Below are 15,099 nucleotides of genomic sequence, written 5' to 3'. Positions count from 1 at the left end.
TTAGGGTTTGCGTGCGACGAAACTTTGTGTGAGATAGACATTTTGGCGCGTAGATTGCGTATTTTGGCTGCTAGATTCACTCGCACTCCTATAAGCGATCCCATAAGCATTATGCAGGATTTTCCACCCGCTAAACGCCCGCTCTAGCTCGCCATTTTGTAGGCTTCTGTGTGCGGGGAGCTGGGAGAAAATCTCTCTATCATAGATTTTTGGCACCGCGCAAAAAGTCTCAAACACCACGATCCCACCGCGCTTTATGCCTTCTTTAATCCCCCTAAAAAGTCGCCTGTCTAAAAAATAAAAATTTAATACCACATCATAGCTCCCCTGTGGGATTTCAAAGTGATCCAAATCCACGCACAAGCCCCGCACACCCTCTACGCCTTGGAGTGAATCTAGCGCGACTTGGGAGATATCCACGCCCAGCACGCTAAAGCCTAGCTTTGCGAGAAACTTCGCATTGCGCCCATTGCCACAGGCTATATCAAGCGCATTTGCGCGCCCACGCTTTGTGTATGTGCGCAGCAGCGGCGCAAACTCGCGCAAAATCGCACTTGGGCTTTGAGGCATAAAGCCCTGTGCGTGGCGTTTGTCCCATCGGATAGCATCTTCTTGCATGAGATTCCATTTGTGTAAAGTGAGAGTAAAATTATACGCCCCCGCGCACAAAAAGCACATTAAAATATTATAATTCCCCTATGAAAAGCTATCAAATCAGGGTTTTTGGCATTATTCAGGGCGTGGGGTTTCGCCCATTTGTGTATAACCTCGCGCATTCTCTTGGGCTTAGGGGCTCTGTGTGCAACACCTCTGTGTGTGTGGAGATTATGCTCTATAATCCCTCAAGTGCGCAGTATGAGAGCTTCCTCTCTCTGCTTAGATCCAAAGCCCCAAAGTCTAGCAAAATCACGCATATACAATCCACTCCCATAGCGATGTTAGCGGCGTGCGAGGATTTTAGAATCTTAACCCAAAGCCACCCCGCCCAAAGCCCCTATCCACTCGCCCTAGAGGTGCCCCTAGATATGGCAATGTGTGAATCCTGCTGTGCGGATATGCGGGGCAGTGGGCGCTTTGCCCATTATGCCTTTTGTGCCTGCACGCAGTGCGGGGCGCGCTATAGTATGCTCTATGCCTTGCCCTATGAGCGACACAATAGCGCAATGCGCGCGTTTAGATTCTGTAAATCCTGCCAGAGGGAGTATCACAATCCCGCCGATAGACGCTTCCACGCCCAGCCTATTTCGTGCAGTGCTTGTGGGATTAGGCTTGATTATGAGCATAGCGCGTATGATGGCGCGGCGCTAGATTCTGTAATCTCTGCCTTGGGGCGTGGGCAAATCGTGGCACTTAAGGGCATTGGGGGCTATGCCTTTGTGGCGAGGGCAGATATGCCCCACGCCCTGCGCACACTAAGAGAGCGCAAAAATCGCCCACACAAGCCCTTTGTGATTATGTGCCGCGATAGGGCGCAGATTGAGAAGTTCGCGCATTGCTCCAACGCGCAGTTTGCCCTGCTCACAAGCCCACAAGCCCCCATCGTGCTATTAAAAAAGCGCAAGCACCTAGCAGCAGATTCTGCTCTTAGCCCCGCCGCGCTTAGCCTCATCGCCCCAGAGCTAGACACTATCGGCGTGTTGCTGCCTTATAGCGGTATTATGCACCTTGTGTGCGAGAGAGTGGGCGTGCCGCTTATCTTTACAAGTGCCAACCAAAGCGGCGCACCTATCGCCAAAAACGCGCGCGAGCTCACCGCCCCCACGCCTATCCACGACGCGCTACTAAGCTATAATCGCGCCATTGTGCATCGTATCGATGATAGTATTATGCGCTTTATTGCGGGCAAACCCAGAATCTTGCGCCTTTCTCGAGGCTACGCGCCAAAGACTTTCAAGTTCCCGCGCACCTTTGCGCCCACAAAGATTCTGGCATTTGGGGCAAACCAAAAGGCGAGTTTTTGCCTAAGTGATGGGGCTTACGCGCTCACATCGCCGTATATGGGGGATTTGGAGAATGTGCCCACGCAGCAGCACTACACAGACACACTGCATTCCCTGCTAGGTTTTTTTGGATTGCAGGCGCGTGAGTTTGCCCTCTATGTGTGTGATATGCACCCACATTATGCCTCGAGCATGCTTGCTAGGAGCTTTAGCGCGCAATCTCACGACACGCCCATAGCTAGCGAGATTCCTCACGATGCGCCCACAAGCCCTAATCTTTGGTTTCAGCGCGCAAATCTCTGTCTTGTCCAGCACCATTATGCGCATTTTTGCGCGGTGCTTGGGGAGTATGGACACTTTGGCAGGGACACGCAGCACCTTGGGATTGTTTGGGATGGCACGGGGCTAGGGAGCGATGGGCATATTTGGGGTGGAGAGGCGTTTGTGGGCAATCTCTATGAGGCAAGGCGCGTGGCAAGTATCGCGGAGTTTAGCCTGCTTGGTGGGGAGAGGGCTATCACAGACATACGGCGCATAGCTCTCGCACTGATTCTAGAGTTCGCCCCAGAGTCTGTGAATCTCATAGCCCAGCACTTTAGCGCGCACGAGCTTGAGGCATTGTGCGCAATGAGGGCAAAAAATCTCAACGCACCCCGCACTAGCTCGGTGGGCAGGCTCTTTGATGGTGTGGCGTATCTGCTAGGCGTGTGCCAAAATGTGAGCTATGATGGGCAGTGTGGCGCGCTCTTAGAATCTCTGTGCCAAACGCGCACAGCGGAGCATTATCCGATTGTGTGGGTAGATTCTATGCGCATAGGGCTTGGGGAGATTGTGCGCGCGCTTTGTGAAGATATAGCCAAAAAGCTCCCAATTAAACACATCATCGCGAAGTTTTTTAACACCCTAAGCCACATCGCGCTTCTTATCGCACGCACGCATATGCCTAGAGATTCTAAGGAAGTGTTCTTTAGCGGCGGGGTTTTTGCTAACAAACTCTTGTGTGAAAAAATCACCGCGCTCTTTACCCAAAATGGCTTAAAGGCGCGCTTCCCCGAGCAATACCCAAGCAATGATGGGGGCATTAGCTTTGGGCAGATTCTAAGCACCCTTGCGCGCACAAGCTCCTAGCACCATAGATTATCAAGTAGCCTCGTCCTACCCACCCGCACAGCGAGCAAAAAGAGGCTCTCCCCCCGCTTGATACGCGCAATTGGCGCGAGTGAGTGATCACAAAAATACGCATAAAAGATATGTATGGGCGTGAGGCTTTTGCTAGAATCTAGCGTTTGGCGCGCGAGATTTTCTAGCTCTTTTGTCTCTAGCACGCCCTGATTTATGGCAGATTCTATATGCTCAATCGTGCGTGGGATACACAGCGCACTTTCGCGCTCTTGTGCGCTTAGATACACATTGCGCGAGCTCAATGCCAAACCATCATCATCGCGCACGATAGGGCATGCCACAATCTCAAGGGGCAGGTGCAAATCCCTTATCATTTTTTGCACGATGAGCACTTGCTGGGCGTCCTTTTTGCCAAAATACGCCTTGTGTGGGCGCGTGAGCATAAACAGCTTGAGCACCACCTGCAGCACGCCCGCAAAGTGTGTGGGTCTATCAAAGCCCTCAAGCACATAGCCCATCATCTTGGGCGGCAGTATGGCAATCTCATCATCGCTTGCATACATCTCCTCCACACTAGGTGCAAAAACCGCGCTCACGCCTAGATTCTCACACAATGCCAAATCCTGCTCCAGCGTGCGCGGATAGGTGCTAAGATCTTCATTTTGTCCAAACTGCGTGGGATTGACAAAGATACTCACGATTGTGTGGGCGTTGTGGCGGCTAGATTCACTAATGAGGCTTAAATGCCCCTTGTGCAATGCCCCCATAGTCGGCACGAGCCCCACGCTCTGCACACCTAGGCTCTCTCTAAATGCCTTTAGCTCCTTTATGCTTTGTAACACCTGCATACTGCCTCCTAGTAGCTTAGAATCTCCTGCTGCACCTTTGAGATAATCCAATCTGGCGTGCTCGCCCCCGCGGTGATACCACACACTTTTTTGCCCTCAAACCATTCTTTTTGCAGCTCCTGCTCATCTTCGATGAGGTAGCTCACGCAATTTTTCTCACAGATATATAAGAGCTGCTTGGTGTTTGAGGAGTTTTTGCCCCCCACGACAATCATTATATCCACTTCCTTGCTGAGTGAATCTGCCGCGCTTTGGTTGTCAAATGTCGCGTTACAAATCGTGTTAAACACCCGCACTTCCGCCACGCGCATACTCAAATACCCCGCGATATTGGCAAAAATCTCGGGCTGCTTGGTTGTTTGGGAGATGAGGGCGATTTTTTTGTGGAGTTTGAGGGATTGGAGATCCTCTATGCCCGCGATGATATGCGCGCCATCTGTGGCATAGCTCACCACGCCTTTAACCTCTGGGTGCTCCCTATCGCCAAAAACGATGATTTGGTAGCCCTCCTTGCTCATCTCCTCGACGATCATTTGGGGCTTGCGCACAAAGGGGCAAGTCGCATCAATCACTTCAAAATGCTGCTCTTGCAGACGCTTTAGATCTTTTTTGGGGATTCCGTGCGTGCGCACGATGAGCTTTCTGTTAGATTCTAGATTTTCCAAATCCTCGCTCAAATCGACATTAAAATCCCGCTTTAAGCGCGCTATCTCCTTGGCATTGTGGATAAGCGGTCCGAGCGTGATAGAATCTCTGTGATCTTGGGCGATTTTGATCGCGCGCTTGACACCAAAGCAAAATCCATAGTTTTTGGCTAGTTTTACTTCCATAATTTACTCCTTTAAGGTTTAGATTCAATACTCCCCAAAGATTTGGGCTATCTCTGCGGGATTGCGCGTGCGCGTGAGGGCTAGCAGGAGGAGTGCTCTAGCCTTTTGGGGATTGAGGCTTCTAGCACTGATAAAGCCGCGTTTAGAATCCACCCCGCCCACTTGCACGATCCCGCAGCCCACGCGCGTGCTCACTACTACGACTAAGCCTTGTTGCATAAGCTCTTGTAGCACTTCCTTGTGGGCGCGATGTATGCTGCCCGCACCGCTGCCTGCCACGATGATACCCTCTATCCCCGCTGCATACAACGCCCTTGCGGCTACGCCTGAGTAATCGTTGGCATAGGAATACAAAATGGCGACTTTTGGGAGCTGTGTGAGTGTATCCACACAAAAGGTGCGCTGTGTGGTGTGCAGCGGGAGCGTGTAGTAAAAATGCGCCCTGCCATCTAGGATGTAGCCCATATCGCCGCTATTTGGTGAGGTGAGCGCATCGAGGTTGTGCGTGTGGGTTTTAGCCCCGTATCGCGCGCTTTGGATTCTATCATTCATCACAATCATCACGCCTTTATTGCGCGCATTGCTATGGCTTGCGAGGGCTATGGCGTTGTAGAGATTTTTAGCCCCATCGGCGCTGATTGCGTTACTTGGTCGCATAGCCCCTGTGAGCACCACGGGCTTAGGGCTTGCCACCACTAGCTGCAAAAAAAACGCGCTCTCCTCCATCGTATCGCTCCCGTGTGTGATCACGACACCATCGATGTGTTCTTGTGCCAAAAGGGCATTGACGCGCTTAGCCAGAGTGAGCCATAGTGAATCTGTCATATCGGCACTATCGATATTAGCCACCTGCTCCCATTGGAGCGTGGCAAGCGCGCCCAACTCGGGCAAAGTGTCTAGGAGCACCTCAATGCCAAGTGCCCCAGCCTTGTAATCTATGCTTTGTGTGTGTGAGCTAGCCACGCCTGCGATAGTCCCGCCGGTAGCTAGGATTACAACATTGGGGCGAGGGGATTTGGCATTAGTGCATTGTGTGCTTATAGAATCTTGAGGCGTGAGGGGAGGGGTTGTCGCGCACTGCATTGGCTAAAAGCTATATCCCACTTGTGAGATCACATAACTTCTATCAAGTGCCTTGCCCGCCTCATAGCTCGCGCCATTTATCGCCCACACATTTGCCTCTAGCGGCGTAGAGATATAATAAGTCGCAATTAAGCTAAGTGTGAGCTGTGAATCTACTTCCCAATCAATATGGGCTTTGAGCGAGTGTTCGCGTGCGCTTGGTGCGGTGGTGTAGCGTCCATCAAGCCCAAAGATAAAATCCCCCGCTTTAGCACTGCTTAGCGTGATATTGCTAAAAAAGAGCGCGCTAAAGGCATCGGGTGCCACAAGCGCATTGAGTGCGGGTCCGTGGCTATAGACGCTATTATCAAGCGTGTAGAGCCCTAGAGGATTGCCCGGCTGCCCCATACGCGCGTTGGCATTGCCTATGTTTTTATACACCGCAAGGGCTACATTATAGTGTCGCAAGAAGTCAAAGTCCTGCCGCGCCACAAGCGTGGCATTCCACCCTGAAGAATCCCCATCCCCAAAATCCGCGAAATAATGTCGCCTAATGCCCTCCATACCTTTGTGATGGTAGGGGAAAAGCGCGGTAAGCTTGGTTGTGGATTTAAGAGTGTCGCGATCTCCTGCATACACCTCGAGATTCACTCCCGGTGCGATATACTCGCGATTGCCATAATACACATAGGCATCGAGCTTAAAATGCTCATTTGCATAGCCCACCTCGGCGTTTAGAATCCCATAGGTAGAGAATAACCGCTCATAATCCATCAGCCATCCACTGCCCACGATTGCCAGCCCGCTTGTGCTAAAAAGCTTTAGGTGCAAGCCCCTAGCGCGCAGGATAGCATTCACGCCCTCTGCATACACATCGATCCAATCATCATCTTCTTGTTTGAATCTCCCGAGTTTGATATCAAGACTCTCATTTTGGAATCGCACATAGGCATTATGCACAAAGAGATTGTGCGCCTCATCTCTCGCACTGCTGCGCTCGGGATTAAGTTCATTGTGATAGCCGCTCCAAAAGCCTATGTGATTAAACGCTAAGCCTTTAGTAGAATCGTGTGTGAGCCCTGCGCCCACGCCACCTAGCACGACTTCAAAATTATCATATTTGTAGCCCACATTAATCTGCCCTAGCGCGTAGCCATAGGTGTTGTTGGGGAAGCTCCCTGCGAGCGTGGTGGCATTTTTGTTAAAAAGTTCCATTCCGCCGCTATAAAAAAAGCCATTTTGCTTGCTAGATTCTGTGCTGCGTTCCACAGAATCTAGAGAATCCTGCGCCCAAAGCCCTAGGCTTAAGAGGCTTAGAGTTATTAGAAGTTTTTGTGCCATCGCTGCTCCTAGTTTGTGGGCTATTGGATATTGGTATAGACGGCTTGGACATCGTCATCTTCTTCGATCTTATCGAGCAGTTTTTCTGCCTCGAGGATTTGCTCCTCGCTTAGTGCGATAGGGCTTGTGGGGATCCGTTGTAGGGTTGCCTTGCTCAGTGGGATTGCTAGCTTTTCAAAGCCCTCACTTAGCTTGCCAAAGTCTTTGTAATCCCCATACACCACTACCACGCCGTCATCGCGAGATTCTAGCTCCTCTAGCCCATAGTCGATGAGATCTAGTTCTAGCTCCTCTAAGCTCATAGAATCTGGCTTAGCAAACTCAAACACGCTCTTGCGTGCAAACATAAACTCTAGCGAGCCATTGGGCACGATTTGGCTACCGGGGGTTTTGTTGAAGTAGCTTTTGATATTGGCAATCGTGCGCGTGGGGTTGTCCGTGGTGCATTCGATAAAGATGAGCACGCCATTGGCGGCTTTGCCCTCATAAGTGATCTCGCTAAACTGCCCATCTTTGCCGCTTGCGCGCTTTATGGCGGCATCGATATTGTCCTTTGGCATATTTTGGGCTTTGGCATTGGCGATGGCGGTGCGGAGCTTGGCATTCATCGCTGGATCGCTCCCGCCCTCTTTTGCCGCCACCGTGATAGCCTTGGCGAGCTTGGGGAAAACCTTGCTCATCTTATCCCATCGCTTTTCCTTTGCTGCCCTGCGGTATTCAAATGCTCTTCCCATTGCACAATCCTTACGCAAACTAAATTAAAAGCGTTATTATAATGGGCGGTGCGTTAGAAAAACTTAAATTATAAGATTTGGTTTTTATAAATCCCAAAGGATAGCCTCGCTTGGTGCGGACTTTGCGAGAATGCGGCGTGGGACTAGGGGAGGGGTATTTATAGAATCTCAACACGCGCGCTTATAAATCCATAAGGTTTTAAGAAAGGGCTTACATATGTTTGGTTATTATTCCTGCGCGGGTATTTACCCATATTTTTGCATAAGGAGCAATGGAGATGAAAAAGTTTCTCGGAAGTCTAGCACTAGCTAGTGTATTAGTCAGCAGCGCGTTTGCAGGGGCAAACACCAATGTTGGTTGTGGTTTGGGTTCTAAACTCATCGACAAGCAAGGGCTTATTTGGAATCTTTTCCAAATCACGACAAACAACACTTCAGGGACACAAACCTTTGGTATCACTTCAGGAACTTCTGGCTGCCAATGGCAAGGGCTTGTGATGGACACAAGGACACAGGAGTTTGTGGCTTCAAATATGGACGCGCTTTCTAAAGAAATCGCACAGGGCAAGGGTGAAACTCTCGATACATTTGTAGAACTCCTCCAAGTAGAGGACAAAGAAGGCTTCAAGGTGGCACTTCAAGAAAACTACAACAAACTCTACGCGAGCAAAGATGCGCAAATGGCAGATGTGCTAAGCAACGCTGCTACGCTCTAAAACCTAGCTCTAGATTAGCTTCACGCAATCCGCTCTTTTTTGTGGGCGGATTGCCCCCTACTAGATTGCATACGATAGGGATTTTCTTTGTCGTTTGCGATGTTTTATCTCTCATCATCTTACTTTTTGGCGCAAAGAATCTAGCCCATCGCACTTCGTAACACCACGCTTAATTTGTCGTTTGTGGAGCAGCTCTGTTTGTTTTGCTCTAGATTCTAAAGTTATTGCTGATAGGAAGTTTATTTATTGCTTATTGTATTTATTGCTTACTAAGGGGGGCGATTTTCTCTTACTTTGTTTGCGCTAATACACCGCTTTTAGAGAATCTTTGTGAGGGTTTTTAGATTCTATAAATTTGCTTTGTGGTGGTTGTGGATTTTGCTCTATTGCGGGGTTAAGCCACATACACAAATGCCTATGACATTTGGCATTTGGCGCATTTGACAAAAAGCCGCATATCGTGGCTGATGAGTTTGGCACCAAATTCTTGAGCGATTTTAATCTGCAGGCTCTCGATTTGGGGATCGACAAACTCGATGATATCGCCACAATCAAGACAGATGATGTGATCGTGATGTTCCTTGGCGGCTATCTCATAGCGTCTGCCGCTCTTATCGGCCTCTAGCGCGGTAATAAACCCACTCTTTTCTAGGAAGCTTAAGATTCTATACACCGACGAGATACTCGCGTTTTTGTCTGTGGTGCGGATTTTGTTGGTAATCTCTTCAGGGCTTAGGTGCGTGCCACTTTTATACAACACAGTGAGAATCTCCTCGCGCTGCTTGGAGTTTTTTAAGCCATTGCGTCTAATCTCTGTGCGTAAGCGATCCAAAATCGTATCAAGTGTTTCTAGTCGTTTGCTGCCAATCATCGCGTTGCCCTGCCTTTGTTATCAAAATTTAATGCATTTTGAGATTGTAGCATAATTCTTGTGCAAAATTTATGATAATTTTTTGGATTTTGGCGTGAGATTTGGCAAAGTTTGGCGCGAATTTTTGGTGCTTTTTTGGGTTTTTATGGCATAATTGGCACGGAATCCTTGAATCTTAACAAAAACTTAAAGAGGGGAGCGAGTGCTATGTTTGGTTCAAAAAAACACACAAAAGATCAGCATAATTTTGACAAAGAAATCCACCATCTTAAAGAAGAACTTGAGCATTACAAAGAGGCTCTAGGATTTACACAACAAGAAATCATCATAGGTATTAAAAATGGCGAGGTTGTCTTTAAAAACAAAGCCGCCCAGCAAATGCAAAACCTTGACACATTTGTCGCTCATTTAAATCACAATGCCACTTCTCTCTCACTGCCGATGGGAGAATTTAGGATTGCCACTAAAAAGGTGGGCGATGTGATGTATTATTCTGCTATGGCCGTGGATTTGCGCAGCGATAGGAGTGGGGGCTTTGATCTCTTTGACACATATAGCAAATCTATGGCAAATGGTATCGTGGGCACACAATCTGCCTTGCAAGATGTCCTCGAGCTATCGGCTGAAGTCGTCGCGCGCGCTAGTGAATCTGTGCAAAAAGCAGAGAGCGGACGCGAGATGAGCAATGATGCGCTTGATAAGATTGAAGTTTTGTATGAAAAAATGCAAATCTCCACGCAGCTTGTGGATTCACTCGCGCAAAGAAGTGATGAAATCACTAATGTCGTTTCACTCATCGATGATATCGCAGAGCAGACAAATCTCCTAGCGCTCAATGCTGCGATTGAGGCAGCGCGTGCGGGCGAGCATGGGCGCGGCTTTGCCGTGGTGGCAGATGAGGTGCGCAAACTCGCAGAAAAAACCCAAAAAGCCACGAAGGAAATTGCAGTGGTAGTAAAATCTATGCAGCAAGAAGCCAACGATATCCAAAGTGGCACCGAAGAGACAAATACCGCGACAAATGTCGTAAGGGATGTGATTGCCTCGCTCACTGATATCATCAATGAACTCAAAGTCGGTAACCTCGTTAATAACCAAATCTCCTCATCTCTTAGCTCACAGATATTTTGCACACTTGCCAAACTCGATCACACGGTGTATAAAAACAATCTCTATGGATTCTTATTTGGGATCAAAGATAGCTTTAACAAAGTCGATCACAGGAGCTGTCGCCTTGGCAAATGGTATTTTGAAGGACGCGGCAAGGAGCTCTTTAGTCATACTAATGGATACAAGAAGCTTGATTCATTCCACGAAGAAGTGCATACGCAGGCTATCTCACTGGTTAATGCCATCGAAGATCCTACTATCGGATGTCCAAAGTCCTGCATACAAGAGAAAGTCTCGGCGATGGAAAAGGGCAGTGATGGCGTGATGAGCTGCATTGATGAGCTCTATGGAGAGATTCATAGCGAAATCCAAGCCAAGATAGACGATCTCCAAGGCTCACAAAGCAAAGCTTAGAATCTAGAGTCTATCGTGTGGCGTGTAATACGATATAGCATTGGGGTTGTCTTCACCGCCGCCCTTTTGGGTGTTGTCGCGTATCTCCATAGTGTGTATGCAGAGGTGCAAGATGAGATAGAATCTGTCAAGCGCCACAAGATGGATATTACCACGCAGCTTTTTGATAGGAAGGGGCGACTAGTAGCCAATCTCTTTGATCAGCATTACCGATTGTATGCAAAATTTGAGGAGATACCTCCGCGTGTGATAGAGATTCTCTTAGCGGTGGAGGATACGCTATTTTTTGAGCATATAGGGGTAAATCCCGATGCGATCTCCCGCGCTATTGTCAAAAATCTCAAAAATCTCAAATACTCCGAGGGTGGCAGCACACTCACCCAACAAGTCGTCAAAAATATCGCACTTACGCCAGAGCGCACGCTTAAGCGCAAGATAAAAGAGGCAATGTTTGCCATCGTGCTAGAGCAAAATATGAGCAAGGAAGATATTTTAGAGATTTATCTCAATTACATTTTTTTAGGGCACGGCTACTATGGCGTCAAAACTGCTGCGCTTGGGTATTTTCACAAAAATCTAAACGAACTCACGCTCAAAGAAATGTGTATGCTTATGGGACTTCCTAAAGCCCCCGATACTTACGATCCCTCCAAAAATCTCCAACATTCCCTAGGGCGCGCGAACAATATCCTCGATAGGCTAAAGGATATTGGTTGGATCACACAGGAGGAATACGATCTCGCCATCGTCGAGATTCCACAAGTCTATAATGATAAGAGTCTCACGCAAAATGCCGCGCCCTATGTAGTCGATGAAGTCGTGCGCCAACTCACTCCAATGTATCCAGATATCAAAACAGGTGGCTACAAAATTAATCTCACAATAGATTTAGACTACCAAAACATCGCCCAAGAAGCGTTACGCTATGGATATAGCAAGATTAATGAGCGTTTGCTAGAGCATTATCCCAAAACCTTTATGCGTGAGGAGGTAGATTCAGAGGATCTCATCTATGCAAAGCCCCAAGAGACATCCACACAACGATATGGCGAGCTCAATGGCGCGATGGTTGTCACAGAATCCCAAAGTGGCAAGATTCTAGCTCTCGTGGGTGGTGTGGATTACAAAAAATCTGTATTTAATCGCGCCACACAGGCAAAGCGACAATTTGGCTCTAGCATTAAACCATTTATCTACCTCGTAGCCTTTGATAGGGGCTATTCTCCGGCGTGGCGCGTAGTGGATGCACCGCGCAAGTTTGGTAGCAACACAAACGAAAGCACCAAAGAAGTGGAGAGTGCCACACAGGAGGAAGAAGAGGTATGGAAGCCTAAAAATGTGGGAGCGTATGGCGGGCTTATCAGTCTCCACGAAGCATTGCGCAAATCTGCTAATCTCGCGACGCTTAATCTCGTGCAGCAGGTGGGATTTGATCTCATTTATAGGGGTATTAAGGATTTTGGATTCCCCTATGTGCCAAATGATATGTCCATCGTGCTAGGGAGCCTTAGTCTCTCGCCCCTAGAGGCGGCGAAATTCTATTCTGTGTTTTCTAACTATGGCACTATGCTCACGCCGCGCTTGGTAGATTCTATCATCAATGTGCAGGGCGAAGTGCAGGAGTTCCCTCTGCTTGCGCGCCAATACACACAACCCAAGCAAGCGTTTTTGGTAACTAATATTTTGCGTGATGTGGTTAATCGCGGCACAGGCTTCAAAGCACGCACCGCAAATATCGAGATCGCTGGCAAGACGGGGACTTCAAACCAAAATATCGATGGTTGGTTTTGCGGATTTTCACCAAGCATACAGACGATTATTTGGTATGGGCGCGATGACAATACCCCCATAGGTCCTGCCGAGACGGGCGGGATCGTCGCAGCACCAGTGAACTCATACTTTTTTAGCAAGCTCCTCAAAATCGAGCCGGGTATCAAAAGACGCTTTGATATGCCAAGTGGCATTATGAAAAAAACACTTCAAGATGGCGAATATCTCTACACTGATATATCCAAGCTCCCCCCAAACACTTCATCGGTAACAAATGTCGAGGAGGACTTGCTTTTTTGATGATGGGCAATCACTCTATTAATTACAATTTGGCACAATATAGGTGCGATCGAAGGATAGGCGTTGAGCGTTGAAATCGTGGCTTTTATGCTTGGTGTTTCTCTTATATTGGGATTTTTTGGTCTGCTCGGGTTTTTGTGGGGGCTAAAAAATGGGCAGTTTGATGACGAGAACAAAATGATGGAGGGCGTGCTCTTTGATACGCCAGAAGATCTCAATAAAATCGCCAACCAGCAGCAAAAACACGATTTTTTACAAGATATAGATTCTCAAACGACTACATCCAAGAACAAATCAACATAAAGGAGAAATGATGGCTGAAGTGTATGATATAGCGATTATCGGCGGTGGTCCGGGCGGCATAGGTGCGGCAGTAGAGAGTGCGGCGCTAGGCATTGAGAATGTCGTGGTGTTTGAAAAAAGCGAGCAGCACAATGCGACTATCAGGCAGTTTTATAAAGATGGTAAGCGCGTGGATAAAGACTACAAAGGGCAAGTAGTGGATCTAAAGGGCAGTATAGCCTTTGTAGATGGGACTAAAGAAAGCACGCTAGAGCTTTTTGACAAGCTCATTGCTACGCAGCGCATTCACTACAAAACCGATATAGAATCTATCCAAAAAGTCGGCGATATTTTTGAGATTCACAGCAGCGGTGGGCAGAGCTTTAAGGCGCGTTTTGTGGTTATTGCTATTGGCAAAATGGGGCAGCCAAACAAGCCAAGCTACGCAATCCCTCCCACAATTAGGAAAAAAGTGCAGTTTAATGCCAACAATATCCAAAGCGATGAAAAAGTGCTAATCGTAGGCGGTGGCAACTCGGCGGTAGAATACGCGACTTTGCTCTGCAAGGATAATGATACAACACTCAACTATCGTCGCACGGAGTTTAGCCGTATCAATGATGCTAATGCCAAGCAACTCCAAGATTCTATCCAAAGCGGTGCGCTAAAAACTCGCTTGGGTGTGGATATAGAGGGGCTAGAGGATAGTGAGGGCAAAGTCAAGGTAAATTTTACTGATAGTCAAAGTGAAGTCTTTGATAGGGTGGTGTATGCCATAGGCGGTGCCGCGCCCATTGATTTTTTGAAAAAATGTCAGCTAGAGCTAGATGAAAAGGGCTCGCCCATCTCCAATGAAGTGCTTGAAAGCTCCATACCAAATGTCTTTTTGGCAGGGGATATTGCGCTAAAAAGCGGTGGCTCCATAGCCGCAGGGCTCAATCACGGCTACCAAATCGCCCAAGAGATAAAAAAGCGTCTTAAATAAGGTGATGATTTGAAACTCATCTCGTGGAATGTAAATGGACTTCGGGCGTGTATGAATAAGGGCTTTATGGATTTTTTTAATGCCATTGATGCGGATGTGTTTTGTATCCAAGAATCCAAAATGCAGCGCGAACAAGCCACTTTTGACTTCCCAAACTATGAGGAGTATTGGAATAGTGCAGAGAAAAAGGGCTACTCTGGCGTGGCGATTTTTAGCAAACTTAAGCCCTTAAGCGTCGCCTATGATATGGGGATTGCTCACCACGACAAAGAAGGGCGGATTATCTGTGCAGAATACAGGGAGTTTTATCTCGTCAATGTCTATACGCCAAACTCCAAACGCGAGCTAGAGCGGCTAGAATACCGAATGGAGTGGGAAGACGACTTCCGTGCCTACCTCAAAGCATTAGAAAAAAGCAAACCCGTAATCGTGTGCGGGGATCTCAATGTCGCCCACCAAGAAATCGATTTAAAAAACCCCAAAACCAACCGCAGAAACGCCGGATTTACCGATGAGGAACGCGAAAAGATGACAAAACTCCTCGATTCTGGCTTCACAGATACTTTTAGGTATTTTTACCCCACACTAGAGGGAGCGTATAGCTGGTGGAGCTATATGGGCAAGGCACGGGAGAACAACACGGGGTGGCGGATTGATTATTTTCTCTGCTCTAAAGTGCTAGATTCTAAACTTAGGAGTGCAAGTATCTATCCTGAAATTTTTGGGAGCGATCACTGCCCTGTGGGATTAGAGGTGGATTTACACTAATTTATA

Annotated in this window: 13 protein-coding genes and 1 pseudogene; 7 read left to right on the top strand and 7 right to left on the bottom strand. The window is 48.0% G+C overall.

Annotated features, from left to right (window positions below):
• Window positions 1–618 carry a class I SAM-dependent methyltransferase gene (locus ACH2BK_RS05965; protein WP_395002567.1) on the bottom strand — a complete coding sequence of 206 codons (618 nt, stop codon included), beginning with the start codon at window positions 616–618 and terminating at the stop codon, window positions 1–3.
• Window positions 619–698: 80 nt separating this feature from the next.
• Between ACH2BK_RS05965 and hypF the strand changes: the two genes are divergently transcribed.
• Window positions 699–3,068 (top strand): carbamoyltransferase HypF, encoded by a 2,370-nt coding sequence (gene hypF, locus ACH2BK_RS05960; RefSeq protein ID WP_395002565.1) that lies wholly within the window; start codon window positions 699–701, stop codon window positions 3,066–3,068.
• Here the strand turns inward: hypF and panC are convergent.
• Genes panC through ACH2BK_RS05935 form a run of 5 tightly spaced genes read right to left on the bottom strand, consistent with a single transcriptional unit; the run spans window position 3,065 to window position 7,877 of the window.
• Complete coding sequence (gene panC, locus ACH2BK_RS05955; protein ID WP_395002563.1) at window positions 3,065–3,910, bottom strand: pantoate--beta-alanine ligase; 846 nt, start codon at window positions 3,908–3,910, stop codon at window positions 3,065–3,067. The two genes, hypF and panC, sit on opposite strands and share 4 nt — an antisense overlap.
• An 8-nt stretch (window positions 3,911–3,918) precedes the next feature.
• Window positions 3,919–4,740 carry a 4-hydroxy-3-methylbut-2-enyl diphosphate reductase gene (locus ACH2BK_RS05950; RefSeq protein ID WP_395002561.1) on the bottom strand — a complete coding sequence of 274 codons (822 nt, stop codon included), beginning with the start codon at window positions 4,738–4,740 and terminating at the stop codon, window positions 3,919–3,921.
• A 24-nt stretch (window positions 4,741–4,764) separates the two neighbouring features.
• Window positions 4,765–5,823 carry an asparaginase gene (locus ACH2BK_RS05945; protein ID WP_395002559.1) on the bottom strand — a complete coding sequence of 353 codons (1,059 nt, stop codon included), beginning with the start codon at window positions 5,821–5,823 and terminating at the stop codon, window positions 4,765–4,767.
• A gap of 3 nt (window positions 5,824–5,826) precedes the next feature.
• On the bottom strand, window positions 5,827–7,143 hold the full coding sequence (locus tag ACH2BK_RS05940; RefSeq protein ID WP_395002557.1) for an outer membrane family protein: 1,317 nt from the start codon (window positions 7,141–7,143) through the stop codon (window positions 5,827–5,829).
• A 20-nt stretch (window positions 7,144–7,163) separates the two neighbouring features.
• Window positions 7,164–7,877, bottom strand: a complete 714-nt coding sequence (locus ACH2BK_RS05935; RefSeq protein ID WP_395002555.1) for a YebC/PmpR family DNA-binding transcriptional regulator — start codon at window positions 7,875–7,877, stop codon at window positions 7,164–7,166.
• Window positions 7,878–8,155: 278 nt separating this feature from the next.
• Here ACH2BK_RS05935 and ACH2BK_RS05930 point away from each other — a divergent pair, with 278 nt between their 5' ends.
• Window positions 8,156–8,593: a DUF3015 family protein gene (locus tag ACH2BK_RS05930; protein ID WP_395002553.1), complete on the top strand. Its 438-nt coding sequence runs from the start codon at window positions 8,156–8,158 to the stop codon at window positions 8,591–8,593.
• A 415-nt stretch (window positions 8,594–9,008) separates the two neighbouring features.
• Here ACH2BK_RS05930 and ACH2BK_RS05925 read toward each other — a convergent pair whose 3' ends face one another.
• On the bottom strand, window positions 9,009–9,464 hold the full coding sequence (locus tag ACH2BK_RS05925; RefSeq protein WP_394997318.1) for a Fur family transcriptional regulator: 456 nt from the start codon (window positions 9,462–9,464) through the stop codon (window positions 9,009–9,011).
• 702 nt (window positions 9,465–10,166) lie between these two features.
• Here ACH2BK_RS05925 and ACH2BK_RS05920 point away from each other — a divergent pair.
• From ACH2BK_RS05920 to ACH2BK_RS05900, 5 genes and pseudogenes are all read left to right on the top strand, one after another.
• Window positions 10,167–10,988 (top strand): annotated as a pseudogene (locus tag ACH2BK_RS05920) (methyl-accepting chemotaxis protein); the annotation flags it as partial.
• 15 nt (window positions 10,989–11,003) lie between these two features.
• Window positions 11,004–13,058 (top strand): penicillin-binding protein 1A, encoded by a 2,055-nt coding sequence (locus ACH2BK_RS05915; protein ID WP_395002551.1) that lies wholly within the window; start codon window positions 11,004–11,006, stop codon window positions 13,056–13,058.
• Window positions 13,059–13,121: 63 nt separating this feature from the next.
• Window positions 13,122–13,361 (top strand): cbb3-type cytochrome oxidase assembly protein CcoS, encoded by a 240-nt coding sequence (gene ccoS / locus ACH2BK_RS05910; RefSeq protein WP_394997313.1) that lies wholly within the window; start codon window positions 13,122–13,124, stop codon window positions 13,359–13,361.
• A gap of 10 nt (window positions 13,362–13,371) precedes the next feature.
• Entirely contained in the window at window positions 13,372–14,325 is a 954-nt protein-coding gene (locus ACH2BK_RS05905; RefSeq protein WP_394997385.1) for an NAD(P)-binding domain-containing protein, read from the top strand.
• Between the two features lie 9 nt (window positions 14,326–14,334).
• Window positions 14,335–15,093, top strand: coding sequence for an exodeoxyribonuclease III (locus tag ACH2BK_RS05900; protein ID WP_394997312.1), 759 nt, complete (start codon window positions 14,335–14,337; stop codon window positions 15,091–15,093).
• Window positions 15,094–15,099: the final 6 nt, after the last annotated feature.

The sequence above is a fragment of the uncultured Helicobacter sp. genome, assembly GCF_949282165.1.
Classification (GTDB): domain Bacteria; phylum Campylobacterota; class Campylobacteria; order Campylobacterales; family Helicobacteraceae; genus Helicobacter_F.
Note: the sequence above shows the minus strand (reverse complement) of the source record. Positions and strands in the feature narration are given on the sequence as shown.